At 63.6% G+C, this 24,461-nt stretch carries 23 protein-coding genes; 16 read left to right on the top strand and 7 right to left on the bottom strand.

Annotated features, from left to right (window positions below):
* The first annotated feature begins 64 nt into the window (after positions 1-64).
* A complete protein-coding gene (locus N5J71_RS10235; RefSeq protein ID WP_055984557.1) occupies positions 65-538 on the top strand; it encodes an Rsd/AlgQ family anti-sigma factor in 474 nt (157 codons plus the stop codon).
* Between the two features lie 215 nt (positions 539-753).
* Here N5J71_RS10235 and N5J71_RS10230 read toward each other — a convergent pair whose 3' ends face one another.
* On the bottom strand, positions 754-1,401 hold the full coding sequence (locus N5J71_RS10230) for an FKBP-type peptidyl-prolyl cis-trans isomerase (RefSeq protein ID WP_003458589.1): 648 nt from the start codon (positions 1,399-1,401) through the stop codon (positions 754-756).
* Positions 1,402-1,594: 193 nt separating this feature from the next.
* Between N5J71_RS10230 and N5J71_RS10225 the strand changes: the two genes are divergently transcribed.
* Positions 1,595-2,467, top strand: coding sequence for an AlgP family protein (locus tag N5J71_RS10225; protein ID WP_003458590.1), 873 nt, complete (start codon positions 1,595-1,597; stop codon positions 2,465-2,467).
* Here N5J71_RS10225 and N5J71_RS10220 read toward each other — a convergent pair.
* Positions 2,464-2,907 carry a TIGR02444 family protein gene (locus N5J71_RS10220; protein ID WP_074857555.1) on the bottom strand — a complete coding sequence of 148 codons (444 nt, stop codon included), beginning with the start codon at positions 2,905-2,907 and terminating at the stop codon, positions 2,464-2,466. The two genes, N5J71_RS10225 and N5J71_RS10220, sit on opposite strands and share 4 nt — an antisense overlap.
* A gap of 38 nt (positions 2,908-2,945) precedes the next feature.
* On the opposite strand from N5J71_RS10220, the gene N5J71_RS10215 reads away from it, so the two are divergent.
* The 6 genes from N5J71_RS10215 (at position 2,946) to N5J71_RS10190 (ending at position 9,199) form a co-directional block, all read left to right on the top strand.
* Complete coding sequence (locus N5J71_RS10215; protein WP_279916810.1) at positions 2,946-4,859, top strand: ATP-binding cassette domain-containing protein; 1,914 nt, start codon at positions 2,946-2,948, stop codon at positions 4,857-4,859.
* A complete protein-coding gene (locus N5J71_RS10210; protein WP_279916809.1) occupies positions 4,859-5,398 on the top strand; it encodes a mechanosensitive ion channel family protein in 540 nt (179 codons plus the stop codon). Before N5J71_RS10215 ends, N5J71_RS10210 begins: the two co-directional genes overlap by 1 nt.
* A gap of 63 nt (positions 5,399-5,461) precedes the next feature.
* Entirely contained in the window at positions 5,462-6,094 is a 633-nt protein-coding gene (locus N5J71_RS10205) for a LysE family transporter (RefSeq protein WP_074857546.1), read from the top strand.
* A gap of 250 nt (positions 6,095-6,344) precedes the next feature.
* A complete protein-coding gene (locus N5J71_RS10200) occupies positions 6,345-8,234 on the top strand; it encodes a cytochrome c/FTR1 family iron permease (RefSeq protein WP_125874218.1) in 1,890 nt (629 codons plus the stop codon).
* A 127-nt stretch (positions 8,235-8,361) separates the two neighbouring features.
* Positions 8,362-8,697 (top strand): enhanced serine sensitivity protein SseB C-terminal domain-containing protein, encoded by a 336-nt coding sequence (locus N5J71_RS10195; RefSeq protein WP_055984536.1) that lies wholly within the window; start codon positions 8,362-8,364, stop codon positions 8,695-8,697.
* Positions 8,698-8,749: 52 nt separating this feature from the next.
* Complete coding sequence (locus tag N5J71_RS10190; protein WP_004373364.1) at positions 8,750-9,199, top strand: YaiI/YqxD family protein; 450 nt, start codon at positions 8,750-8,752, stop codon at positions 9,197-9,199.
* Between the two features lie 137 nt (positions 9,200-9,336).
* Here N5J71_RS10190 and N5J71_RS10185 read toward each other — a convergent pair whose 3' ends face one another.
* Together N5J71_RS10185 and elbB are read right to left on the bottom strand one after the other, a co-directional pair.
* Positions 9,337-9,804, bottom strand: a complete 468-nt coding sequence (locus tag N5J71_RS10185; protein ID WP_003458608.1) for a thioesterase family protein — start codon at positions 9,802-9,804, stop codon at positions 9,337-9,339.
* Between the two features lie 310 nt (positions 9,805-10,114).
* Positions 10,115-10,774, bottom strand: coding sequence for an isoprenoid biosynthesis glyoxalase ElbB (elbB, locus tag N5J71_RS10180; RefSeq protein ID WP_003458610.1), 660 nt, complete (start codon positions 10,772-10,774; stop codon positions 10,115-10,117).
* A 175-nt stretch (positions 10,775-10,949) separates the two neighbouring features.
* On the opposite strand from elbB, the gene N5J71_RS10175 reads away from it, so the two are divergent.
* Positions 10,950-12,224: a sterol desaturase family protein gene (locus tag N5J71_RS10175; RefSeq protein ID WP_055984535.1), complete on the top strand. Its 1,275-nt coding sequence runs from the start codon at positions 10,950-10,952 to the stop codon at positions 12,222-12,224.
* Between the two features lie 107 nt (positions 12,225-12,331).
* On the opposite strand, the gene N5J71_RS10170 is transcribed toward N5J71_RS10175, so the two are convergent.
* Positions 12,332-12,886, bottom strand: a complete 555-nt coding sequence (locus N5J71_RS10170; protein WP_003458614.1) for a DedA family protein — start codon at positions 12,884-12,886, stop codon at positions 12,332-12,334.
* Between the two features lie 194 nt (positions 12,887-13,080).
* Here N5J71_RS10170 and hemB point away from each other — a divergent pair, with 194 nt between their 5' ends.
* Together hemB and ppk1 are read left to right on the top strand one after the other, a co-directional pair.
* Positions 13,081-14,094 carry a porphobilinogen synthase gene (gene hemB, locus N5J71_RS10165; RefSeq protein ID WP_055984533.1) on the top strand — a complete coding sequence of 338 codons (1,014 nt, stop codon included), beginning with the start codon at positions 13,081-13,083 and terminating at the stop codon, positions 14,092-14,094.
* Positions 14,095-14,113: 19 nt separating this feature from the next.
* Positions 14,114-16,297, top strand: a complete 2,184-nt coding sequence (gene ppk1, locus N5J71_RS10160) for a polyphosphate kinase 1 (RefSeq protein WP_247722961.1) — start codon at positions 14,114-14,116, stop codon at positions 16,295-16,297.
* Positions 16,298-16,612: 315 nt separating this feature from the next.
* Here ppk1 and ppx read toward each other — a convergent pair whose 3' ends face one another.
* Together ppx and N5J71_RS10150 are read right to left on the bottom strand one after the other, a co-directional pair.
* Entirely contained in the window at positions 16,613-18,115 is a 1,503-nt protein-coding gene (gene ppx / locus N5J71_RS10155; RefSeq protein ID WP_279916808.1) for an exopolyphosphatase, read from the bottom strand.
* A gap of 98 nt (positions 18,116-18,213) precedes the next feature.
* A complete protein-coding gene (locus N5J71_RS10150; protein ID WP_247722963.1) occupies positions 18,214-18,723 on the bottom strand; it encodes an ureidoglycolate lyase in 510 nt (169 codons plus the stop codon).
* An 89-nt stretch (positions 18,724-18,812) separates the two neighbouring features.
* On the opposite strand from N5J71_RS10150, the gene N5J71_RS10140 reads away from it, so the two are divergent.
* The 5 genes from N5J71_RS10140 (at position 18,813) to N5J71_RS10120 (ending at position 24,386) form a co-directional block, all read left to right on the top strand.
* Entirely contained in the window at positions 18,813-19,553 is a 741-nt protein-coding gene (locus N5J71_RS10140; RefSeq protein WP_411161673.1) for a FadR/GntR family transcriptional regulator, read from the top strand.
* A gap of 171 nt (positions 19,554-19,724) precedes the next feature.
* Entirely contained in the window at positions 19,725-20,051 is a 327-nt protein-coding gene (gene trxA, locus N5J71_RS10135; RefSeq protein ID WP_003458627.1) for a thioredoxin TrxA, read from the top strand.
* A 322-nt stretch (positions 20,052-20,373) separates the two neighbouring features.
* On the top strand, positions 20,374-21,633 hold the full coding sequence (gene rho / locus N5J71_RS10130; RefSeq protein WP_104728523.1) for a transcription termination factor Rho: 1,260 nt from the start codon (positions 20,374-20,376) through the stop codon (positions 21,631-21,633).
* Between the two features lie 318 nt (positions 21,634-21,951).
* Positions 21,952-23,418, top strand: coding sequence for a 4-hydroxy-3-polyprenylbenzoate decarboxylase (ubiD, locus tag N5J71_RS10125; protein WP_116617666.1), 1,467 nt, complete (start codon positions 21,952-21,954; stop codon positions 23,416-23,418).
* A complete protein-coding gene (locus N5J71_RS10120) occupies positions 23,418-24,386 on the top strand; it encodes a CDP-6-deoxy-delta-3,4-glucoseen reductase (RefSeq protein WP_279916806.1) in 969 nt (322 codons plus the stop codon). Before ubiD ends, N5J71_RS10120 begins: the two co-directional genes overlap by 1 nt.
* Positions 24,387-24,461 lie beyond the last annotated feature (75 nt).

Here is a 24,461-nt window from a genome sequence, read left to right as displayed (position 1 = left end):
ACAGAAAAACGTCTCGGGAGCGGACGTATAACAGGCATTATCGATAAGGGAAGCGAGGTTCATCATGCTTGAGAGTTGCCGGAACGCACAGGAACGTTGGGGTGGGGTTCACCAGTTGATCGATCGCTGGTTGGGTGAGCGCCGCGAACTTGTGCTGGCTTACACCGCCCTTACCAAGGCGCCGCAGGCGCCAGCAATCAACTGTGAGTCTCTGCAGGGCTTCTGCGAGTTGCTGGTGGATTACGTGTCTGCCGGTCACTTCGAGGTCTACGAGCAGCTGACCAACGAGGCCAAGGCCTTCAACGACCAACGTGGTCTGGAGTTGGCCAAGCAGATCTACCCGCGTATCGAAGCCATTACGGCGGTCGCGCTGGCGTTCAACGACCACTGCGACAATGGCGACTGCCGCGACAGTACATCACTGGTGGCGGAGCTCAATCATCTGGGGCAGTTACTGCACGAGCGCTTCGAGTTGGAAGACTGCCTGATTGAAGTGCTGCACAACGCTCATCAGGAACAGGCCGCCGAAGCGCTCTGAGCCCGTGCTGGCAATGGTCCGGAGCACTCCGGGCCGTCAGGCTGACGCCAGTCAGTCAAGCGTCGCCGCATCAAATTTGTAGGAGCGGCGCCTCGCCGCGAATCCGGACGGTGCGCACTTGAGCGCACTTGAAAAGCTTCGCCCCGGGGCGGGGCTCCTACGCAAGGCCGCGTCAGCAACCTGATCGGATCGGCATCAGGCCGGCAGGCTGGCCTTCAGTCGGCCACGTCGAGCAGGCGTAGATCGAACACCAGTGGCGCATAGGGCGGTATCAGGTCGCCCGCACCTTCTTCCCCGTAAGCCTGATCCGATGGAATCACCAGGCGCCAGTGAGCGCCTTTCGGCATTTGCAGCAGTGCGCTGCGCCAGCCGCCGATCAGGCTATCCAGGCGAAACCACTGCGGTGTGCTGCTCTCGTCGAAGACGCTGCCGTCCGCCAGTTCGCCGCGGTAGCTCACCTGTACTCGGCTGCGAGCGGTGGGCATGGGACCGCTGCCAGGGCTGAGTTCGGTCACCAGTACGCCGTTGGCCAGCGCCCGTACGTCAGGGCGGCGACGTTGCTCGGCGAGAAAACGCTGCTCGGCCTCGATAGCTTTGCTCTGGCGCTGTGGCGAGGCTTCGATACGCGCTTCGTGTTCATCCAGCAGCTGCTCGATTCGACCTGCGTCGAGTCGCAAGGGCTTGCCCTCGTAGGCCTGGCGCAAGCCTTCGAGCAGCTCGCTCAGTGGCAGGTCAGGCACCTCTTCGTGCAGGCGCTCGCCAAGGCGTACGCCCAAGCTGTAGGCCAGATCCTGCTGGTGCTGGTCGGCCTGCACGCCCAGGCTGCAGCAGATAGCGAGGGCGGCGATTACGGCGCGGCTCATTACGGTGTCTCCCGATCGAGATGCTTAGGGGCTGTTGAGGTTACGCGGCGCCGCAGCGTGCGCTGAAACGGCAAAAGGTCTCGGCGATTATGCCAGCGCGGTTCGGCATCTGCTCGGCTCGCCAAAAGGCCTATGGCGAGCCCTCGCGGCTGCGTCTAGTATGGGCGCGTTCACATCCGCCAGGAGGCGCGCCATGTCGGCCAAGAAGAAGTCCATCACTACCCCGTTGCACCTGCTGCACCAACTGTCTGCCAGCCTGCTCGAACACCTGGAAAATGCCTGCTCGCAAGCGCTGATTGACGCCGAGAAACTGCTCGCCAAGCTGGAGAAGCAGCGCGGCAAGGCGCAGGAAAAACTGCACAAGGCTCGCAGCAAGCTGCAGGAGGCTGCTGTTGCCGGCAAGGCCAAGGCGCAAGCCAAAGCCAAGGACGCAGTCGCCGAGTTGGAGGAACTGCTCGACTCGCTCAAGGCCAGCCAGAGCGAAACCCGCACCTACATCGCCCAGCTCAAGCGTGATGCTCAGGAAAGCCTGAAGCTGGCCCAGGGCGTAGGCAAGGTGAAGGAAGCTGCCGGCAAGGCGTTGGATGTGCGTGAGGCCAAGGCCGCTGCTCCGGCCGCCAAGCCGAGCGCGGCGAAAAAGCCTGCTGCGGCGAAAGCACCCGTGAAGAAGGCCCCGGCCAAACCGGTTGCTGCCACACCGGCGAGTAAACCCGTCGCCAAGCCAGTAGCGAAACCGGCAGCAGCCAGCAAGCCTGCGGCCAGCAAGGCCGTTGCGGCAAAACCCGCTGCCGCAAAAGCACCGGCCAAGCCCGCAGCAGCCAGTAAACCGGTCGCCAAAGCTGCTGCTAAGCCGGCTGCCAAGGCCACGCCTGCAAAACCCGCGAGCAAACCGGTCAGCAAGCCGGCTGCGGTGAAGAAACCAGCCGCTGCCAAGTCTCCGGCGAAGAAGGCTCCGGCCAAGCCAGCAGTTGCCAAGCCAGTCGCCGCAGCGGTTGCTCCGGCCGCCCCTGCTGCTCCTGCGACCACCAATGGGGCCACCGCCCCGGATACTCCGAGCGCGTCCTAAGGGCGATCAACGGCGCCGCGTAGCACCTGCAGCGCGGCGCTGTTCCCTCCGGCCAGGCGAATCAGCCAATCGTCTCCGCCTGCCTCGTTTGGCCAGTTCTCGGCCAGTGCCTGCAAACGATCGAGCAATACCCGCTCGGCCTGCAGTTCCAGTTTCTTGACCTGCTCACGTAAGGCTGCCAGTTCCGCATCCTGGCTTGCATTCGCGCGCCAGTCTTGGCGTACCTGACGCAAGGGTGCGATCACCTCGCGTTGCCAAGGGGCAGCCGCTTGCTGCAGTGCCTGCAGGCGCTCATCTAGGCAGCGCACACCGCGCCGCTGCAACCAGGCACCGGTCAGCAGCAGGCAAACGTCACTGCCTGTTTCCTGCAACTCCAGACAGGCCTGTTCCACGCCTGCTCTGGCGTAGAGTTCGAGGGCGAAATTCCACAGATCCTGCACGCGGCCTCCGGGGCGATTTGGTAGACTCCGCCGCCATTATGATCCGACTCCAGAACCTCACTCTACAGCGTGGCCCGCAGCGTCTTCTCGAAGGCGCCGAGCTGACCCTGCACGCCGGTCACAAGGCCGGCCTGATCGGTGCCAATGGCGCCGGTAAATCCAGCCTGTTCGCCCTGTTGCGTGGCGAGCTGACGCCTGATGCCGGCGATTGCCTGCTGCCCGGTGATTGGCGCATCGCCCATATGCGTCAGGAGGTCGACAACCTCGATCGGCTGGCGGTGGATTACGTGCTCGACGGCGATCACAACTTGCGCCGCGTGCAGGCCGAACTGGCTGCCGCCGAGCAGGCGCATGATGGTGCGGCCATCGCTCGCCTGCACAGCGAGCTGGACAGCGCCGACGGCTATACCGCTGATGCCCGTGCGCGCAAGCTGCTGGCCGGCCTGGGGTTCGAGAACGCGCAGATGGATCGTCGCGTCGGCGACTTCTCCGGTGGCTGGCGCATGCGCCTGAACCTGGCCCAGGCGCTGATGTGCCCGTCCGACCTGCTGCTGCTCGACGAGCCGACCAACCACCTGGATCTGGACGCGATTCTCTGGCTGGAAGGCTGGCTGCAAAACTACCCCGGCACCTTGCTGCTGATTTCCCATGACCGCGATTTTCTCGATGCAGTGGTCGACCACGTCGCCCATGTCGAACAGCGCAAGCTGAACCTCTATCGTGGCGGCTACACGGCCTTCGAGCGCACCCGTGCCGAGCGTCTGGCCCAGCAGCAACAGGCCTACGAGAAGCAGCAGGCGCAGCGCGCGCACATGGAAAAGTACATCGCCCGCTTCAAGGCCCAGGCCACCAAGGCCCGTCAGGCGCAGAGCCGGATCAAGGCCCTGGAGCGCATGGAAGAGCTGAGCGCGGCGCATGTCGACTCGCCCTTCGACTTCGTCTTCCGCGAGGCCGACAAGATTTCCACACCACTGCTCAGCCTCAGCGAAGGTCGCCTCGGTTATGGCGACAAGACCGTGCTGCAGCAGGTCAAGCTGAGCCTGGTGCCCGGCGCGCGCATTGGCCTGCTCGGCCCCAATGGTGCGGGCAAGTCGACGCTGATCAAGAACCTGTCGGCCGAACTGCAGCCGCTCGGTGGCAGCCTGACCCGCGGCGAAAACCTGGTGATCGGCTACTTCGCTCAGCATCAGCTCGATTCACTGGACGACAAGGCCAGCCCGCTGCTGCACCTGCAGCGTCTGGCGCCCAGCGAGCGCGAGCAGACCTTGCGCGATTTTCTCGGCGGCTTCGACTTCCGTGGCGCGCGTTGCGACGAGCCGGTGGTGAACTTCTCCGGTGGCGAGAAGGCACGTCTGGCCTTGGCGCTGATCGCCTGGGGCAAGCCCAATCTGCTGCTGCTCGATGAGCCGACCAACCACCTCGACCTGGAAATGCGCCTGGCACTGACCATGGCTTTGCAGGAGTTCGCCGGTGCCGTGGTGGTGGTCTCCCACGACCGTCACCTGCTCAAGAGCACCACCGACGAGTTTTTGCTGGTCGCCGATGGCCGCGTGGTGCCGTTCGACGGTGATCTGGACGACTACGCGCGTTGGTTGATCGACTACCGCCAGCGCCAGGCACCGCCCGGCGCAGTGCCTGACAGCGCGGCGGAGAAAACCGACAAGCGTGCCCAGCGCCAGGCTGCGGCGGCGCTGCGCCAGCAACTGGCGCCGCACAAGAAACAGGCCGAGAAGCTCGAACAGGAGCTGGGCAAGGTGCAGGAAAAGCTCGCCGTGGTTGAAACCCAGCTGGGCGACAGCGGTCTGTACGAGGCCGCGCGCAAGGACGAACTGCGCCAGCGTCTGGCCGAACAGGCGCAGCTCAAGGCGCGTGAGGCCGAACTGGAAGAAACCTGGCTGCTGGCACTGGAAACCCTGGAGGCGTTGCAGCAGCAACTGGAGGATGCCGAGTGATGGAGCAGCTTGAACTGTTGACGGCCTGGCGCGATCCGCTGATTCGCACCGGCCAGGTGTTGTTGATCATCTTTTTGGCATGGTTTGCCCAGCGCATCCTCACCCGTGCCATCAGCCGCCTTGGCGACCGCTACAGCCTGCTGCCACCTGAAGTGTTGCAGCCGCTGCGCGGCCTGGTGCGCTGGCTGATCATGGGCAGCGCGCTGCTCATGGTGCTTGAGCGCCTGGGTGTTTCCGCGACCGTGCTGTGGACAGCGCTGACCGGCTTCACCGCTGTGGCGGCGGTGGCGTTCTTCGCCATCTGGAGCGTGCTGTCGAACATGTTCTGCGCGCTGCTGATCTTCACCATGGGGCCGTTTCGTATCGGCGATACGGTCGAGGTGATCGACAGTGCCGACAAGCCAGGCGTCAAAGGCCGGGTCATCGCCATCAACCTGTTCTACACCACCCTGCAGGATCTCAGTGAAGAGGCCGTTGGCGCCGTGCTGCAGGTGCCCAACAGTCTGTTCTTCCAGAAGTCGGTGCGCCGCTGGCGCTGAGCATGGCGCCAGGAGTAGGCTGTAGCGCTATTTTCCTGATTTCAGCTACCCGAGGTACGCATCATGGCATTGGAAACCTGGCTCGCTTTCTTCGTCGCCTGCTGGGTGATCAGCCTGTCGCCGGGCGCCGGTGCCGTGGCCTCGATGTCTGCCGGTATGCAGTACGGCTTCTGGCGCGGTTACTGGAACGCGCTCGGTTTGCAGCTCGGTCTGGCGCTGCAGATCGCCATCGTCGCCGCCGGTGTGGGCGCCATCCTCGCGACTTCGGCACTGGCCTTCAGCCTGATCAAGTGGTTCGGCGTGGCCTATCTGATGTTTCTCGCCTACAAACAGTGGGTCGCGCTGCCCAGCGATCTGGATGCCGGCGCGGCTGAGCGTCCTATCGGCCGGCCACTGAGCCTGGTGCTGCGTGGGTTTCTGGTCAACTTCAGCAATCCCAAGGCCATCGTCTTCATGCTTGCGGTACTGCCGCAGTTCATCGATCCGCACGCGCCGCTGGTGGCGCAGTATCTGGTCATGGGCGTGACCATGATCAGCGTCGATCTGATCGTCATGGCCGGCTATACCGGTCTTGCCTCGCGTGTACTGCGCCTGCTGCGCACGCCGCGCCAGCAGCGGGTGATGAATCGCAGTTTCGCCGCCTTGTTCGCAGCTGCGGCCGGCCTGTTGGCGACGGTCAAGCGCGCGGCAGTCTGAGTTTCGGTCGCTATCGTTCAACGCTGGCCGATGGCGTTTGCCAGGGATGTTCTGAAAAAGCCATTCATCGTCACTCCCGCGAAGGCTGGAGCCCAGGTGATTCGCAAGTTCTGCATGCCCGCCTGTGCGGGCCAGGCGGTTCTTCAGGTTCCGCTTGGCAGTTTGTTACTGAATATTTCATATCCTTCTTGTGCTCAATCGTTAAGCCAGCAACAATTTAATGCCATCCATTCTCGTTTGGGATGCATTAATGACCCGCTTTCGCTTCTCTCTTTCCTGGCTGATGCTGCCTTTGCTGGCCAGCCTGAGCTTTCTCGCCATTGGCGAGCCCCTCGACGGTGCCGCACAGGCGTTGCACCTGATCGGTTACATCGGCGCTGATTACCCGGCCACCGTTGCGGGCGGTCAGGTTATCGATGCCGGTGAATATCAGGAGCAACTGGAGTTTCTCGATGTACTGCAGGGCCTGATCGTCGCCTTGCCCGCTCAGGCCGGCCGCGCCGAGCTGGAGCAGGGCGTCAGCAATCTGCGTCAGGCAATTGCTCAGCGCCTGCCGGGCGAGGAGGTTGCTGGCGCCGCCCGCAAACTGGGCGCACGTCTGGCCGAGGTCTATCAGGTGGTGCAGAGCCCAGTGCTGACGCCGGACCCGGAGCGCGGCGCGCCGCTCTACGCTCAGCACTGCTCGGTGTGCCACGGCGACACCGGCCTGGGCGATGGACCTGCCGGTATCGGTCTGGAGCCAGCACCGGCCAATCTGCGTGATGCCGCGCGTCTGGATCGGCTGAGCCTTTACGATCTCTACAACACCCTCGGTCTGGGCATCGAAGGCACCGATATGCCGGCCTTCGCCGATCAGCTCGACGAACGCCAACGTTGGGACCTGGCCGCCTACATCGCCGGCTTCACCTCCGCGACGGCACTGGGGCAGACGCGCTTCGCCATGAGTGAGCTGGCAGGGCGCACCCCTGCCGAGATCGCCGCAGCTGGCGGCGATGTCGCCGCGTTTCGCGCCCAGCGCGCGCATCCGGTGCTGGAGCAGCGCGGCCCGCAACAATTGATCGGCTACACCCGCTCGACCTTGGAGCGCAGTCTGCAGGCCTACCGCGAGGGTGATCGTGAGCAGGCCTATGACCTCTCCGTCGGCGCCTACCTGGAAGGCTTCGAACTGGTCGAAGGTGCTCTCGACAACCTCGATGCAGTGCAGCGCAAGACCACTGAGCGCGCCTTGATGGCCTATCGACAAGCGCTGCAGGATGGCGCTGGCGTCGCGCAGGCGGCACAGGCGCTGGAACAGGCCAAGGTCGAGCTGGACAAGTCTGCGGCGCTGCTGGCCGATGGCGCAATGGATGACAGCCTGAGCTTCTTCGCCAGCCTGTTGATTCTGCTGCGCGAGGGGCTCGAGGCGATTCTGGTGCTGGCGGCGATCCTCGCTTTTCTGCGCAATACCGGGCAGCAGCAGGCGGTACGCAGCGTGCACATCGGCTGGGGTCTGGCATTACTGGCCGGTGTCGCGACCTGGGCGGTGGCGGCCTACCTGATCGACATAAGCGGCGCTCAGCGTGAGCTGCTGGAAGGCGCCACGGCGCTGTTCGCCAGCGTGGTGCTGCTGTGGGTTGGCGTGTGGATGCATGATCGTCGCCATGCTGCGGCCTGGCAGGACTACATCAAGAGCAGCCTGGTCGGTGGCGGTGGCCGTTTCGGCTTCGCCATGCTGGCGTTCTTCTCGGTGTATCGCGAGCTGTTCGAAGTGATTCTGTTCTACGAAACCCTCTGGCTGCAGGCCGGCCCTGCCGGGCACGGTGCGGTGCTGGCCGGCGCCGGTGCGGCGTTGGTGCTGCTGATCGGCCTGGCCTGGGTGATCCTGCGTGGTTCGCGCAAACTGCCGCTGGCGACCTTCTTCGGCGTCAACGCGGTGCTGCTGTGCGTGCTGTCCGTGGTCTTCGCCGGCCATGGTGTGGCCGCGTTGCAGGAGGCCGGTGTGCTCGGCACTCGTCCGGTAGCCTTCTTCGAGTTCGACTGGTTGGGCATTCATGCCGATGCCTGGAGCCTGTCGGCGCAGGGCCTGGCGCTGGCCGATATCGCGCTGCTGTACGGGCGCAGCCTGCTAGGGGAGCGTCGACGCATGGTCGAGCAGGCCTAGACAGTCTACTCAGGTTGGAACGAGGGCGAGCTTTGCCCGCCCTCGTTGTGTCATAGCGTGAACCGCCGCTACGACACCTGGTCTCAGTGCACCTAGGCTGCTTCCAATTCCTCTGCCGAGTGCGCGCATGTCTTCCTCGATCCATTCCACTCACTACGCCGACAGCCCCGATCTGGCGTTGGCTGTATTGCGTCACCCCACCCTGGAGCAGGCACTCTCAGCGGCCTGTACCCAACTTGCCATACGTGAGGCCTTTCTCGCTGCGTTGCGTGATCCAGCCATCGGTCTGCAGCCGCGGCTGCTGTTGGCAATTTCCGGCGCCGACATGAGTGGCCAGCGTCGCCTGGCTGCGCTGGTAGCGGAGCTGCTGCCGGACGAGGTGGAGCTGGATCTGATCGAACTGGCCGAGGACAACCTGTCGCGCGCCGTGCGTGAGCGCTGCGAACCGTTCTACCAGGCCTGAGCCTCGCGCCTGCTGGCATACTGGGCGCTGGTTTCTCTGCGGAAGTAGCTGCATGCGTGTATGGATCGACGCCGACGCCTGCCCTCGGGCGGCGCGGGATCAAGTGGTCAAGTTTGCCCTCAAGCGGGGTTTCGAAGTGGTGCTGGTGGCCGGGCAGGCCGTGGCGCGGCCCAACTTCGCCTGCGTGAAACTGATTGTGGTGCCCAGCGGGCCGGATGCGGCCGATGATCATCTGGTGGAGCACGCGGTGCCTGGCGAGCTGGTGATCTGCAGCGATGTGCCGCTGGCCGACCGCCTGGTGAAGAAGGGCGTCGCCGCACTCGACCCGCGTGGTCGCGAGTTCGACGAGCGCAACATGGGCGAGCGTCTGGCGGTACGTAATCTGTTCACCGACCTGCGCGAGCAGGGGCAGGTGGGTGGTGGCCAGGCGCCGTATTCGGAAAAGGACCGGCAGGCCTTCGCCAATGCGCTGGATCGAATTCTCACACGGCTGAGTCGCTAGCTGCCTCGGCTACCGAGGCAATGACCGTAGGAGCGAGCTCTGCTCGCGAATTTCCTGGGGCAGGGCGCTTCGCGAGCAGAGCTCGCTCCTACAAAGGCATCCGTTCAGACGCACAGTTGTAGCCTGGGCGGACTCCGTCAGCCACACAGATAGGTGCCGGTGCCAACCGCCACCAGCACGCCCTCGTCGTTATGCAGCTCCATACGAATCACCGCCACCTTGTTGCCGGCGCGCAGTGGCGTGGCCGTGGCAGTGAAACGCTGACCGCGACCGGGGCGCAGGTAGTCGATGCGCAGATCGATGGTGCCGAGCTTGGACAGTTTGCTCATGCGTTCGGCTGGCGGCAGGTGCTGGTGGTTGGCGAAGGCGCCGATCAGCGCCATGGCGCCGCCGCAGACGTCGAGCAGCGAGGAAATCACCCCGCCGTGCAGGATGCCGTGGACGAAGTTGCCGATCAGTTCGGGCTTCATCGGCAGGTGCATGGTCACCCGCTCGGAGCTCAGCTCATCGAGCTCGATGCCGAGCACCTGATTGAAGGGAATGCGCTGGAAGAAACTGGCCACCGCCTGTTGCAGGTCGGGGCTGAGGACGAAGGGCTGGGACATGGCAGGGGCTCCGGGAAATCCTGTCGCCACGCTGCCGCAGCCCAAGCGGTTTGACCAGCGGCGCGGCCAGACTGCCCTGGCCAATGACCGAAGCGCCCTGTAGTGGTGCTGGTTGGTAGGGTGGGGCGGGCGGCGTTGCGCTTTATCCCACATTGATCGCCATTGGTGGGCTAAAGCCCACCCTACAGACAGGAACCCTGAACTTTGTAGGGTGGGCCGGGCGGCGCTCCGCTTCAGCCCGCGCGGATCGATACTGAAGCTTAAGCGGAACGCTTCCCGCCCACCCTACAAAGCCCCTACATAGCGTAAGTCAGTGGTGCGCCAGCTCCAGCACACGGTCGACCAGTTTGTTGATGCCCGACGCTGCCTCGGCGATGGACTGGGCGAGCATGTAGGCCGGCGTGGTCACCAGCTTGCGCTGGCTGTCTTCGATGATGTCGCTGACCTCGCACTCATGGTGCTCGGCGCCCATCTGGGTCAGGGCGGCGGCGGTGTCATGATCGCTGCCGATGGTGCAGACCACGCCGGCACCGAAGATCTTCGCCGCCAGTACCGGGGCGATGCACATCAGGCCGACCGGCTTGCCGGCATCGACGAACGCCTTGCAAGCCGCCAGCACGTCAGGCTGCACGGTGCAGCCGGCGCCGCTGGTGGCGAAGTCGGAGAGGTTCTTCGCTACGCCGAAGCCGCCGGGCAGGATCAGCGCGTCGAACTCTGCCATGTGCAGCAGCTTGACGTCCTTGATCTGGCCGCGGGCGATGCGCGCCGATTCCACCAGCACGTTGCGTGTTTCGTTCATCTCGTCGCCGCTGTAGTGATCGACCACGTGCAGCTGCGGCACGTTAGGGGCGAAACACTGGACTTCGGCACCACGCTGGTCGAGGCGCAGCAGGGTGATCACGCTTTCATGGATCTCGGCGCCATCGTAGACGCCACAGCCGGACAGAATCACTGCCACTTTCTTGCTCATGCTCGACTCCTGGTGAGGAAAGACGCGACCTTGAAACGGGCGCGGGTATTACCAATGCTGGGGTTGTCGCCAAATGCCACTCGGACTGTCATTTGCCGCCGCGAAGCCTGACGAAGCTGCGCATAGGATGAATAACAGCTCATTCCCGACACAAGTACAACGATATGGTGCAGTCATGAATTACGTTCTTTACGCAATGCCCTTCTTCTTCCTGCTGATCGGCCTGGAATTGCTCGCTGACCGCTGGCGCGGCATGCGCACCTATCGCCTGGCCGATGCCCTTAGCAGCATCAGTGCCGGCGTACTGTCCCAGGCCATCGGGATTCTCACCAAGGTGGTCGTCCTGCTGACCTACGCCTTCGCCTGGGAGCAGCTGGCGCTGTTCGAGTTGTCCGAAAGCAGTCTCTGGGTATGGCTCTTCGCCTTCGTCTTCTACGATTTCTGCTACTACTGGAACCACCGCCTGGGCCATGAGCGCAATGTGCTCTGGGCCGCCCATGCGGTGCACCACCAGAGCGAGGACTACAACCTCTCCACCGCGTTACGGCAAACCAGCACCGGTTTCATCTTCGGCTGGATCTTCTATCTGCCGATGGCCGTGGTCGGTGTACCGCCGCTGGTCTTCCTCAGCGTTGCCGCCCTGAACCTGCTGTATCAGTTCTGGGTGCATACCCGGCATATCCCCAAACTGGGCTGGTTCGAGTGGCTGTTCATCACCCCGTCCAACCACCGCGTGCATCATGCACAGAATCCTATCTACATGGATCGCAATTACGGCGGTGTGTTCATTGTCTGGGATCGAATTTTTGGCACCTTCCAGGAGGAGCTCGACGAAGAACCGGTGGTCTTCGGCGTGACCGTGCCGCTGGCCAGCTGGAACCCGCTGTGGGCCAACCTGCAGGTCTACGCCGGGCTATGGAGTGATGCCAGGCGCGCCAGTTCCTGGTGGGACAAGCTGCGCATCTGGTTCATGCCTACCGGTTGGCGCCCGGCCGACGTCGCGGCGCGTTACCCGCAGGCCAAGGCGGACCTGAGCCATTTCCGCAAGTTCGAGGTACCGCTGGGGCGCGGCGCGCAGGTCTACGCGCTGCTGCAGTTCGTCTGCTACCTGCTGGCCGTCGTGTGGCTGCTGGCGCAGGGCGATGCGCTGGCCACCGGCGCCGTGCTGCTGGCCTGTCTGTGGATGGCCCTGGGCCTGTACAGCATCGGCATGTGGCTGGAGAACCGCAGCCATGCCTGGCGTCTGGAGTGCCTGCGTCTGGCGATCAACCTGCCGGCATTCTGGCTGGCCGGCGAACTCGGCATGCTGACGTTGGATGCCACCGCCTGGGCCTGGCTGATCGGCTACAGCCTAGTCAGCATGCTTGGATTGTGGCTGGTGCCGCGCGTAGGGCGGACCGGAACGCCGGCCGCTCGTAGCGAAGCGAACAGTCCGCACATTGGCGCATGACCTGATATCCACATGAGTCGTGAAGCTGCAGCGGCGTACTGCCTGCGGCGAGCGGATCGCCGCCCGGTACGCCCTACGCGCTGATGGGTATCTGGCTGGCGCGCGGCTCAGCCGCGCCGGCGCTGACGCCACCGGTATAGCCAGGCGAGGGAAAGCAGCAGCACCACGGCCGCGAGCAGGATGACCTGGTAGTTGCGCAGTTCTTCAAGCAGGCCGCCCATGGCATTGCCCAGGCTGTAGGCCAGCAGGCTGATGCCGCCGGCCCAGACACCGGCGCCGATGGCGTCGAGCAGCAGGTAGCGGCGCCAGGAATAGCCGGACAGGCCGATGGTGAGCGGCATCACCGTGCGCAGGCCGTAGAGAAAGCGAAAGCACAGCACCCACAGATCCGGGTAACGCTTGATAAGCGCGCTGGCACGTTCGCCCAGCGGTTGCCAGCGCGGTTTGCGTTCTAGCAGCGCGCGGCCGTGACGGCGGCCAAGGTAGTACCACAGCTGATCGCTGGCGAAGGTGCCGAGGAAGGCGCACAGCGCCACCCATTCGATCTCCAGTACGTTGCGCACGGCCATGTAGGCGGCCAGCAGCAGGGATACCTCACCTTCGAGGAAGGTGCCGAGTACCAGTGCCGGGTAGCCAAACTGGCGGATCAGGTCTTGGAGCATGCCGTGAGCTCATCGATGCAGGTGCTGAAGACTACTCTGACCACGAGGAGGCCGGAAGGTGGCGCGTCATGCCACAATGCGCGACTGGCTGTGCGACTCGCCGTCGCACGCGGTCATTTGGCCGTCATCATTTGGTCATAATGGTCGCTTATAACCGTCACACTGGCCCGCTCGTGCGGGCTCTGGAGTCTGCCGTGAGCGTTACCCCCGCCAATCGTCTGTTCCCCGCCACCCGCCTGCGTCGCAATCGCCGCGACGATTTCTCCCGTCGCCTGGTGCGCGAGAATCGCCTGAGCGTCGATGATCTGATTCTGCCGGTGTTCGTCCTCGACGGCGAAAACCGCCGTGAAGCCGTGCCATCGATGCCGGGCGTCGAACGCCTGTCCATCGACCTGCTGCTGAAGGAAGCCGAACATTGGGTGGCGCTGGGCATTCCGGCGCTGGCGCTGTTCCCGGTTACCCCGCTGGAGAAGAAGTCCCTGGATGGGGCGGAAGCCTGGAACCCGGACGGTATCGCCCAGCGCGCGATCCGCGCCCTGCGTGAAAAATTCCCCGAGCTCGGTGTGATCAGTGACGTCGCTCTCGACCCGTTCACCACCCACGGCCAGGACGGCATTCTCGACGACTCCGGTTATGTGCAGAACGACATCACCGTCGATGCGCTGGTCAAGCAGGCGCTGTCGCATGCCGAGGCTGGTGCCCAGGTGGTGGCGCCGTCGGACATGATGGATGGCCGTGTGCAGGCGATCCGCGAGGCGCTGGAGCTGGCCGATCACGTCAATGTGCGCATCATGGCCTACTCGGCCAAGTACGCCAGCGCCTACTACGGCCCGTTCCGCGACGCGGTGGGTTCGGCGGCCAACCTCGGCAAGGGCAACAAGCTCGGCTACCAGATGGACCCGGCCAACGGCAACGAGGCGCTGCATGAAGTGGCGGCCGACCTGGCCGAAGGCGCCGACATGGTCATGGTCAAGCCCGGCATGCCCTATCTGGACATCCTCTGGCGGGTCAAGGATGCCTACAAGGTGCCGACCTTCGTCTATCAGGTCAGTGGCGAGTACGCCATGCACATGGCGGCGATCCAGAACGGCTGGCTGAGTGAGGCGGTCATACTGGAGTCACTCACCGCCTTCAAACGTGCCGGTGCCGATGGCATCCTCACCTATTTCGCCGTACGGGCGGCAGAACTGCTAAAACAAGGGCGATGACGCTCTCAGGAACCCAGCGATGAACAGCGAAGGACTCAACAGCGAAGTGCTCGACAACAACCCGCCTCAGGCCGAGGTGGTCGCCGAGACGCCAGTGGTGGAAACTCCGCCGCCGGCCCCGATCCCCAGCCTGGATGACAGCAGCCTGTACATCCACCGTGAACTGTCGCAGTTGCAGTTCAACATCCGCGTGCTGGAACAGGCGCTGGACGAGTCCTATCCGTTGCTCGAACGCCTGAAGTTCCTGCTGATCTTCTCCAGCAACCTCGACGAGTTCTTCGAGATTCGCGTCGCCGGCCTGAAGAAGCAGATCAACTTCGCCCGTGAACAGGCCGGCGCCGATGGCCTGCAGCCGCACCAGGCGCTGGCGCGGATCAGCGAGCTGGTGCACGAGCAGGTCGAGCGCCAGTACGCCATTCTCAACGACACGCTGTTCCCGGCGCTGGCCAAGCACAACATTAACTTCATCCGCCGCCGTTACTGGACGACCAAGCTCAAGGCCTGGGTGCGCCGCTACTTCCGCGACGAGATCGCGCCGATCATCACGCCTATCGGCCTTGATCCGACGCACCCCTTCCCGCTGCTGGTGAACAAGAGCCTGAACTTCATCGTCGAGCTGGAGGGTGTCGATGCCTTCGGTCGCGACTCCGGTCTGGCCATCATCCCGGCGCCGCGTCTGCTGCCGCGTATCATCAAGGTCCCGGAAGACGTCGGCGGGCCCGGCGACAACTACGTATTCCTTTCGTCAATGATCCACGCTCATGCCGATGACCTGTTCCAGGGCATGAAGGTCAAGGGCTGCTACCAGTTCCGCCTGACCCGTAACGCCGACCTGTCGGTGGATACCGAGGACGTCGAAGACCTGGCGCGTGCCCTGCGCGGCGAGCTGTTCAGCCGTCGCTATGGTGATGCGGTGCGTCTGGAGGTAGTCGACACCTGCCCGAAACACCTACGCGATCACCTGCTCAAGCAATTCGGCCTGACCGAGAGCGAGTTGTACCAGGTCAACGGCCCGGTCAACCTGACCCGGCTGTTCAGCATCACCGGCCTGGATAACCACCCGGAGCTGCAGTACGCGCCGTTCACTCCGGTGATCCCCAAGCTGCTGCAGAACGCCGAGAACATCTTCAGCGTGGTCAGTAAGCAGGACATCCTCCTGCTGCACCCCTTCGAGTCCTTCACCCCGGTGGTCGACCTGTTGCGCCAGGCGGCGAAAGACCCGCACGTGCTGGCGATCAAGCAGACCCTGTATCGCTCCGGTGCCAACTCGGAGATCGTCGACGCGCTGGTGGAAGCCGCGCGTAACGGCAAGGAAGTCACCGCGGTGATCGAGCTGCGTGCGCGCTTCGACGAAGAGTCCAACCTGGCCCTGGCCAGCCGTCTGCAGGCTGCCGGTGCGGTGGTGATTTATGGCGTGGTCGGCTTCAAGACTCACGCCAAGATGATGCTCATCCTGCGCCGCGAGAACGGCGAGATCGTCCGCTATGCACACTTGGGCACCGGCAACTACCACGCCGGCAACGCCAAGCTGTACACCGACTACAGCCTGCTCACCGCCGACGTGGCTCTGGGCGAGGACGTGTCGAAGCTGTTCAGCCAGCTGATTGGCATGGGCAAGACCCTGCGCATGAAGAAACTGCTGCACGCGCCCTTCACCCTGAAGAAGACCCTGCTCGACCTGATCGCCAAGGAAACCGCAGCTGCAGCCGAAGGCAAGCCGGCGCACATCATCGCCAAGTTCAACTCGCTGACCGACCCCAAGGTGATCCGCGCGCTGTACAAGGCCAGCCAGACCGGGGTGAAGATTGACCTGGTGGTGCGTGGCATGTGCTGCCTGCGCCCGGGTATCGCCGGGGTGTCGCACAACATCCAGGTGCGCTCGATCATCGGTCGCTTCCTCGAGCATACGCGGGTGTTCTACTTCCTCAATGGCGGTGACGAGAAGATCTACCTGTCCAGCGCCGACTGGATGGAGCGCAACCTCGACAAGCGTGTCGAGACCTGCTTCCCGGTGGAGGGCAAGAAGCTCATCATGCGCGTAAAGAAGGAGTTGGAAAGCTACCTGACCGACAACACCCAGGCCTGGGTGTTGCAACCCGACGGCCGCTATGTACGGCTGCAGCCAACCGGTAACCAGAACCCGCGTAGCGCGCAGTCAGGCTTGTTGGAGAAACTGACCGCACCAGTGATCGTGCCGCGTTAAAAAGGCCGCTTGCGGCCATCTGATGACCCTCTCCCATTTATGGGAGAGGGTGCCCGAAGGGCGGGAGAGGGCTTAGATGGCCGCGTGCCGTAGTTTTTTGAAGCACTTCCTACGCCGATGAGCGCCTGATCGCTGGCGATCAGGCCGTGGCGCGGAGCGGGGTGCCCGAAGTGCGGGAGAGGGGCTTTGTGGTCCTGGCGGGTTTCACCCGCCCTACAGGCCGAGCCGCGCCCCTAGGGTCTGTTGCCGTTTCGCGCACGGCTCGCGTCGAAACGGCAACAGACCCTAGGGTGCGCCATGTGTTCAGCCGGGGTATCAGCGCACGCTCAGCGTCAGATCGATACGCTTGAGCCACTCGGCTTCGGCTTCGAAGTCCGCCAGGGTCAGCGGGTTGGCGGCCAGCCAGCCCTCGGGGAAGACGATCTCCAGGCTGTTGTCACCCACCTTGAACTGCACCTGCGGCATGTCCTGCGAGCCACGGATGTGGTGGAAGAGGATGGCGAAGCGCAGCAGCACGCACAGGCGCATCAGCTTCACGCCTTCCTCGCCGAACTCGGCGAACTTGTCCTTGGGGATGTTGCGGCGGTGGCCGCGTACCAGCAGGGCGAGCATCTGCTGATCCTGGCGCGAGAAGCCGGCCAGGTCGGAGTGCTCGATCAGATAGGCGCCGTGCTTGTGGTACTGGTAGTGGGCGATATCCAGACCCACCTCGTGCACCTTGGCGCCCCAGCTCAGCAGTTCGCGATGCCAGTCGTCGGTCAGGCCCCAATCGGCGGACACCTTGTCCAGCGCCGACAGTGCCTTGGCCTCGACCCGCGCGGCCTGGTCGAGATCGACGTGGTAACGCTCCATGAACGCCGCTAGGGTGCGTTCGCGTACGTCTTCATGCTGATGGCGGCCGAGCAGGTCGTAGAGCACGCCTTCGCGCAGGGCGCCCTCGGAATGGCTCATGCGCTGGATGTCGCAGGCATCGAAGATGGCTTCGAGAATCGCCAGGCCGGCGGGGAAGATGCCGCGGCGATCCGGCTTGATGCCGTCGAGGTCGAGCTTGTCCACCTCGCCCAGCTTGAACACCTTGCGCTTGAGCCAGGCCAGGCCTTCGACCGTCACCTCGCCAGTGCCCAGCCCGGCGGCCTTGGTCGCCAGGCCGATGGCCTTGATCGTGCCGGAGGCGCCGACGGCATCTTCCCAGCCGAGGCGGCGCAAGCCCTGTTCGATGCCCATCAGTTCCAGGCGAGCGGCGGTGTAGGCCTGGGCATAGCGCGCCGGGGTGATCTTGCCGTCCTTGAAGTAACGCTGGGTGAAGCTGACGCAGCCCATCTGCAGGCTTTCGCGCAGCAGCGGCTCGAAACGCTGGCCAATGATGAACTCGGTGCTGCCGCCGCCAATGTCGGCGACCAGGCGCTTGCCGGGGGTGTCGGCGATGCTGTGGGAAACACCGAGGTAGATCAGACGCGCTTCTTCCCGACCGGAAATCACCTCGACCTGGTGACCGAGAATTTCCTCGGCGCGACGGATGAACACCGCGCGGTTGCGCGCCTCACGCAGGGCGTTGGTGCCGACGATGCGCACGGCGCCTTCCGGCAGGGTGCTGGTCAGTTGGGCGAAGCGGCGCAGGCAATCCAGGCCGCGTTGCATCGCTTCTTCACTGAGCTGGCGCTCGTCATCCAGGCCTGCCGCCAGTTGCACCTTGTCGCCGAGGCGCTCGAGGATGCGGATTTCATGATTGTCGGCCTTGGCCAAAACCATATGAAAACTGTTCGAGCCCAGGTCGATGGCGGCGATCAGGGGAAAACTCTCGGCAGGGGCTTGGGGCATGATTGCGGCATCTCGTTCGATTTCCGCGCCATCGTGCCACGACTGAGCGCATGAGCCAACGCATTCGGATGTCGTACGAAACTGGTCTAGAACTGTGGTTATCGCAGGTTCAGCACGCTCAGCGGCTGTTTCAGAAGCTGTTCGTCGCAGTTGTGACCCTCGCCGCCGCGGTCCACCACGATGAATCGGCCGGGGTATTGCAAGCACAGCAGCGGGTGGTGCCAGGTGCCGCGGGCGTAGTTCACGCCCTGGTCTGGCGCGCTGATGAAGGCGCGGATCTGCGACTCGTCCAGGTCGCCGGGTGGGGCAACGACGATCAGCATGCGCCCGCCGTCCACCGGATAAAAGGCCTGGCTGCCCAGCGGGTGGCGTTCGAGCATGCGGATGGCGATGGGCGCGTGCCAGGCCCTGCCCTCGAACAGGTTGACCAGAGTGCGCGGCGAATCGCCGGCCAGCTCCACCTGTGCCAGGTCGTGGTAGCGCGTGGTGGTGCCGGCGTTGATCGGAAAGGATTGGGCGCCGGCTGTTTCGATCACGTCACCGAAGGGCGCGAAGGCTGCGCGGGTCAGCGGCTCGATGCGCAGCGGTAGGGGCGCCGGCGCGTTCACAGGTTCACCGAGCCGATGAAATTGCGCAGCTCTTCGGTCTGCGGGGCGGCGAACAGCGCTTTCGGATCGCCGATCTCATGCACCTTGCCATGGTGCATGAACACCAGCTTGTTACCCACTTCGCGGGCGAAACGCATCTCGTGGGTGACCATGATCAGGGTCATGCCCTCGCTGGCCAGTTGCTTGACCACCGCCAGCACCTCGTTGACCAGCTCCGGGTCGAGCGCCGAGGTGATCTCGTCGCACAGCAGCACCTTGGGCGACATGGCCAGGGCGCGGGCGATGGCCACGCGAAAGCGCTGGGCCTGGTCAGCGTGCAAGCCGGCAAGGGTGTGTTCGTTCAGGAACCGACCAGGGCGGAGGTGGCCGGCGCTTTCGCCTGGCCCTTCGCCGCGCAGGTGTCGGCGGCCGATACCTTTCAGTTGCGCTTCGCCTTGGAGGGTTTTGCCTGTGGTTTGGCGGTCGGGGTGATGACCGCCGAGGTGCTGGATATTCTCGAAGACAACGTCGAGCAGAAGCGCCGCGAGCTGCGTGCAGGCGATTTCGAGCAGGCCAACCGGCTGGATTTCGAATTTCACCAGCGCATTCTTGTTGCCAGCGGCAATCAGGCGATGTGTGCTCTGGTGACGTCCAGCGCGGAGATCTTTCTGGAAAGTCAGAAGCTGCCGTTCATCCGCCCGGAGCGTGCGCAGGAAACCTGGCAGGAGCATCGCAAGATCCTCAAGGCCCTGGCCCGGCATGCCGCCGGGCCGGCACAGAAAGCCATGCTGCAGCACATCCGCTCGGCAGCGCTGCGCACTGGAATAGCCTTCATCACGCTTGGTGATTGAAACTATTGAGTGGCTCAATCGCCAGTGCCTTTCGGTGTCACTCAAGCCGGGCTATGATGGCGCCACTTTTTGGTTGCCTGCCATCTTTGGCGGCAACCTTTCGGGCCGTCGCAAGCGACGTCAAAAATTCCTCCCGGCAATTTTTTGCTTCCGAATATACGGAGACTCCTCATGAGCGAATTCATCACCAACGTCAGCGACGCCAGCTTCGACCAGGACGTCATCCAGGCTGAAGGTCCGGTTCTGGTCGACTATTGGGCTGAGTGGTGCGGCCCGTGCAAGATGATTGCACCGGTGCTCGACGAGATCGCCAAGGAATACCAAGGCAAGCTGAAGATCTGCAAACTGAACATCGACGAGAACCAGGAAACCCCGCCGAAGTACGGCGTACGTGGTATCCCGACCCTGATGCTGTTCAAGAACGGCAACGTCGAAGCGACCAAGGTTGGCGCGCTGTCCAAGTCGCAGCTGGCTGCTTTCCTCGATAGCAACATCTAAGAAGTAGGGTGGGCTTTAGCCCACCGAGCTGGTCGCAGATGGTGTGCTGGTGGGCTGCAGCGGAGCGCCGCCCGGCCCACCCTACACCTCTGAGGCAAGTCGCTCTGGAATACCCTGCTTTTTGCGGGGTTTTTCGTTTTTAGGGCTAGACGCTGTTTTTTCACGGTGTTAAATTCGATCCCGCTGCATCCTCCATGCAGCTCTCTGCACGCCGTCGCCGATTCATTCCTATACGAATTCGTTCGCGATCCTGTCGCCTTCTCTGCGGCGCGGCCTCTCAAGCTAACAGCTTTCTTCTCCTCTCGATGATCACGTCATTCCTATGAATCTGACCGAACTCAAGCAAAAGCCGATTGCCGAACTGCTGGACATGGCCGAACAAATGGGCCTGGAAAACATGGCTCGTTCGCGCAAGCAGGACATCATCTTCGCCCTGCTGAAAAAGCATGCCAAAAGCGGCGAGGAAATTTCCGGTGACGGCGTGCTGGAGATCCTCCAGGACGGTTTCGGCTTCCTGCGCAGTGCCGACTCTTCCTACCTGGCCGGCCCGGACGATATCTACGTCTCGCCCAGCCAGATCCGCCGTTTCAACCTGCGTACCGGTGACACGATCGTCGGCAAGATCCGCCCGCCGAAGGAAGGCGAGCGCTATTTCGCCCTGCTCAAGGTCGACAGCATCAACTTCGACCGCCCGGAAAACGCCAAGAACAAGATCCTGTTCGAGAACCTGACGCCGCTGTTCCCGAATCAGCGCCTGACCATGGAAGCCGGCAACGGCTCCACCGAGGACATCACCGGTCGTGTGATCGACCTCTGCGCGCCGATTGGCAAGGGCCAGCGCGGCCTGATCGTCGCTCCGCCGAAAGCGGGCAAGACCATCATGCTGCAGAACATCGCCTCGAACATCACCCGCAACAACCCCGAGTGCCACCTGATCGTTCTGCTGATCGACGAGCGCCCGGAAGAAGTGACCGAGATGCAGCGCACCGTGCGCGGCGAAGTGGTCGCCTCGACCTTCGACGAGCCGCCGACCCGCCACGTGCAGGTCGCCGAAATGGTGATCGAGAAGGCCAAGCGCCTGGTCGAGCACAAGAAGGATGTGGTCATCCTGCTCGACTCCATCACCCGTCTGGCGCGTGCCTACAACACCGTGATCCCGAGCTCCGGCAAGGTACTCACCGGTGGTGTCGATGCCCACGCCCTGGAGAAGCCGAAACGCTTCTTCGGCGCAGCGCGTAACATCGAAGAAGGCGGCTCGCTGACCATCATCGCCACCGCGCTGGTGGAAACCGGCTCGAAGATGGACGAAGTAATCTACGAGGAATTCAAAGGCACCGGCAACATGGAGCTGATCCTCGATCGCCGTGTGGCCGAGAAGCGCGTGTTCCCGGCCATCAACATCAACAAGTCGGGCACTCGTCGTGAAGAACTGCTGACCGGCGAGGAAGAGCTGTCGCGCATGTGGATTCTGCGCAAGCTGCTGCACCCGATGGATGAGATCGCGGCGATCGAGTTCCTGATCGACAAGCTCAAGGCCACCAAGACCAACGATGAGTTCTTCCTGTCGATGAAGCGCAAATAAGAGGATCTACTGCGCTTCGGTGATGCTGCGTTAAAAACTGACTCGGAATGCTCATGTACAAAAGTACAGTCGCCCGCGACTCCGACCGTTTCTCGCCTGTTTGATTCGCTGGCGCTCACCCTTCGGGCCAGCCTTCGGCTGTTACTCCCGTTGGTCGTTGCGCCTTGCCTGACCTTCGCTCGCTACGATCCATTGCACCGCCACAAGGCCGGGGAAACCCGGCCTTGTCGTATCTGGAGGCGTTCAAGCCTTCTGAAAGCCCGACTTCGGCGCTAAACTTTGCGGCCGACTCTTGCCTGTCCGACACGAGGCTCCTGCATGCAGTATCGCGACCTGCGCGACTTCATCCGTGAACTGGAAAAGCGCGGTGAACTCAAGCGCATCCAGACCCCGGTATCGCCCGTTCTGGAGATGACCGAAATCTGCGACCGCACCCTGCGCAAGGGCGGCCCGGCGCTGCTGTTCGAAAAGCCCACAGGCTTCGATGTGCCGGTGCTCGGCAACCTGTTCGGTACGCCCAAGCGCGTGGCGCTGGGCATGGGCGCCGAGGATGTCTCCGAGCTGCGCGAAATCGGCAAGCTGCTGGCCTTTCTCAAGGAGCCGGAGCCGCCGAAGGGGCTGAAGGATGCCTGGAGCAAGCTGCCGATCTTCAAGAAGGTTATTTCCATGGCACCCAAGGTGGTCAAGGATGCGCCGTGCCATGAGGTGATCGAGGAGGGCGATGACGTCGACCTCGGCAAACTGCCGATCCAGCACTGCTGGCCGGGTGACGTGGCGCCGCTGATCACCTGGGGCCTGACCATCACCAAGGGCCCGAACAAGGAGCGGCAGAACCTCGGCATCTACCGCCAGCAGGTGATCGGCCGCAACAAGGTGATCATGCGCTGGCTCAGCCACCGTGGTGGCGCGCTGGATTACCGCGAGTGGTGCCAGAAGCATCCGGACAAGCCTTATCCGGTTTGCGTCGCGCTGGGTGCCGACCCAGCGACCATTCTCGGCGCGGTGACGCCGGTGCCCGATACCCTCTCCGAATACGCTTTCGCCGGCCTCTTGCGCGGCCATCGCACCGAGTTGATCAAGGCGCGCGGCAGCGACCTGCAGGTGCCGGCCAGTGCCGAGATCGTGCTGGAGGGTGTGATCCATCCGGGCGAGACCGCGCCGGAAGGCCCCTACGGCGACCACACCGGCTATTACAACGAGGTCGACACCTTCCCGGTGTTCACCGTCGAGCGCATCACCCGCCGCCGCGAGCCGATCTATCACAGCACCTACACCGGCCGGCCGCCGGATGAGCCGGCGATCCTCGGCGTGGCGCTGAACGAAGTGTTCGTGCCGATCCTGCAGAAGCAGTTCCCCGAGATCACCGATTTCTATCTGCCGCCGGAAGGCTGTTCCTACCGCATGGCGGTGGTGACCATGAAGAAGCAGTACCCGGGCCACGCCAAGCGCGTAATGCTCGGTGTGTGGTCGTTCCTGCGCCAGTTCATGTACACCAAGTTCGTTATCGTCACCGACGACGATATCAACGCACGGGACTGGAATGACGTGATCTGGGCGATTACCACGCGCATGGACCCCAAGCGCGACACGGTGATGATTGACAACACGCCGATCGACTACCTCGACTTCGCCTCGCCGATCTCCGGCCTGGGTTCGAAGATGGGCCTGGACGCCACCCACAAGTGGCCCGGTGAAACCACTCGCGAGTGGGGCCGCGCCATCGAGAAGGATCCGGCCGTGGTGGCGCGTGTCGACGCGCTGTGGAGCGAGCTGGGAATCGATTGATGAACGTCACCCTGCAACCTTCCGGCGTCACCCTCTCGCTGCAGCCGGGCGAACGCATCCTCGATGGTGCTCGGCGCCTGGGCTACGACTGCCCACAAAGCTGTCGCAACGGTAACTGCCATATCTGCGCTGCGCTGCTGGTTGAAGGCCGTGTCAGGCAAAACGGCGTGGAGCTGGACCATGGTGAGCTGTTCACCTGCCTGGCCGAGCCGCTGGAAGACTGTGTGCTGCACTGGGATGGCGTGCTGGCGCCGGGCGAACTGCCGGTGCGCGAGCTGAGTTGCCAGGTGGTCGAGTGCCAGGACGTGGGCGGCGACGTGTTCCGTGTGCGCCTGCGCGCCCCGGCCGGCAAGGCGCCGCGCTATCACGCCGGGCAGTACCTGCTGTTGCAGCGCCCGGATAGCGAGATGGCGGCGTTCTCCCTGGCTTCGGCCCCGCATGCAGGGCGTGAGCTGGAACTGCATATCCTCGCCCGCGAAGACAGCAGCATCGCGCTGCTGGAGCATCTGCGCAGCACCGGCATGGCTCGCGTGCAGATGCCTTATGGCGACACTCACCTCGCCGATCTGCCTGATGGCCCGCTGGTGTTGATCGCCGCGGGCACCGGCATGGGCCAGATGCACAGCCTGATCGAGCACTGCCGCGCGGCGGGTTTCGCTCACCCAGTGCATCTGTACTGGGGCGCGCGCCGGCCCGAAGACTTCTACGAGCTGCCACATTGGGCCGAGTGGCAGCAGCTGGATAATCTGCACCTGCATCAGGTGGTCAGCGACCAGTGTGGCTGGCAGGGTCGTTGCGGCCTGCTGCACGAAGCGGTGCGCGAGGATTTTCCGGATCTCAAGGCATTGCACGTCTATGCCAGCGGTTCGCCAGCGATGGTCTACGCCACCCTCGATGCACTGGTCGAAGCGGGTATGGACGCGCACCAGATGCGCGCCGACGTGTTCGCCTACGCGCCACGAAGTTGAATTAACAAGCTAATGTCTGTCAGTTAAGCGTCGACGCTGCCAATGAGTAGGAGCGGCGCCCCGCCGCGAACCAGG

Origin of the sequence: Ectopseudomonas oleovorans, assembly GCF_029845265.1 — a bacterium.
Classification (GTDB): Bacteria; Pseudomonadota; Gammaproteobacteria; order Pseudomonadales; family Pseudomonadaceae; genus Aquipseudomonas; species Aquipseudomonas oleovorans.
This window is presented reverse-complemented; position numbering and strand designations above follow the sequence as displayed.

What these genes read in the sequence shown, in the direction of transcription:
- N5J71_RS10235 (WP_055984557.1), top strand. Translation starts at nt 65, where the DNA reads ATGCTTGAGAGTTGCCGGAACGCACAGGAACGTTGGGGTGGGGTTCAC.
- N5J71_RS10230 (WP_003458589.1), bottom strand. Translation starts at nt 1,401, where the DNA reads ATGAGCCGCGCCGTAATCGCCGCCCTCGCTATCTGCTGCAGCCTGGGC.
- N5J71_RS10225 (WP_003458590.1), top strand. Translation starts at nt 1,595, where the DNA reads ATGTCGGCCAAGAAGAAGTCCATCACTACCCCGTTGCACCTGCTGCAC.
- N5J71_RS10215 (WP_279916810.1), top strand. Translation starts at nt 2,946, where the DNA reads ATGATCCGACTCCAGAACCTCACTCTACAGCGTGGCCCGCAGCGTCTT.
- N5J71_RS10210 (WP_279916809.1), top strand. Translation starts at nt 4,859, where the DNA reads ATGGAGCAGCTTGAACTGTTGACGGCCTGGCGCGATCCGCTGATTCGC.
- N5J71_RS10205 (WP_074857546.1), top strand. Translation starts at nt 5,462, where the DNA reads ATGGCATTGGAAACCTGGCTCGCTTTCTTCGTCGCCTGCTGGGTGATC.
- N5J71_RS10200 (WP_125874218.1), top strand. Translation starts at nt 6,345, where the DNA reads ATGACCCGCTTTCGCTTCTCTCTTTCCTGGCTGATGCTGCCTTTGCTG.
- N5J71_RS10195 (WP_055984536.1), top strand. Translation starts at nt 8,362, where the DNA reads ATGTCTTCCTCGATCCATTCCACTCACTACGCCGACAGCCCCGATCTG.
- N5J71_RS10190 (WP_004373364.1), top strand. Translation starts at nt 8,750, where the DNA reads ATGCGTGTATGGATCGACGCCGACGCCTGCCCTCGGGCGGCGCGGGAT.
- N5J71_RS10185 (WP_003458608.1), bottom strand. Translation starts at nt 9,804, where the DNA reads ATGTCCCAGCCCTTCGTCCTCAGCCCCGACCTGCAACAGGCGGTGGCC.
- elbB (WP_003458610.1), bottom strand. Translation starts at nt 10,774, where the DNA reads ATGAGCAAGAAAGTGGCAGTGATTCTGTCCGGCTGTGGCGTCTACGAT.
- N5J71_RS10175 (WP_055984535.1), top strand. Translation starts at nt 10,950, where the DNA reads ATGAATTACGTTCTTTACGCAATGCCCTTCTTCTTCCTGCTGATCGGC.
- N5J71_RS10170 (WP_003458614.1), bottom strand. Translation starts at nt 12,886, where the DNA reads ATGCTCCAAGACCTGATCCGCCAGTTTGGCTACCCGGCACTGGTACTC.
- ppk1 (WP_247722961.1), top strand. Translation starts at nt 14,114, where the DNA reads ATGAACAGCGAAGGACTCAACAGCGAAGTGCTCGACAACAACCCGCCT.
- ppx (WP_279916808.1), bottom strand. Translation starts at nt 18,115, where the DNA reads ATGCCCCAAGCCCCTGCCGAGAGTTTTCCCCTGATCGCCGCCATCGAC.
- N5J71_RS10140 (WP_411161673.1), top strand. Translation starts at nt 18,813, where the DNA reads ATGGTGCATGAACACCAGCTTGTTACCCACTTCGCGGGCGAAACGCAT.
- trxA (WP_003458627.1), top strand. Translation starts at nt 19,725, where the DNA reads ATGAGCGAATTCATCACCAACGTCAGCGACGCCAGCTTCGACCAGGAC.
- rho (WP_104728523.1), top strand. Translation starts at nt 20,374, where the DNA reads ATGAATCTGACCGAACTCAAGCAAAAGCCGATTGCCGAACTGCTGGAC.
- ubiD (WP_116617666.1), top strand. Translation starts at nt 21,952, where the DNA reads ATGCAGTATCGCGACCTGCGCGACTTCATCCGTGAACTGGAAAAGCGC.
- N5J71_RS10120 (WP_279916806.1), top strand. Translation starts at nt 23,418, where the DNA reads ATGAACGTCACCCTGCAACCTTCCGGCGTCACCCTCTCGCTGCAGCCG.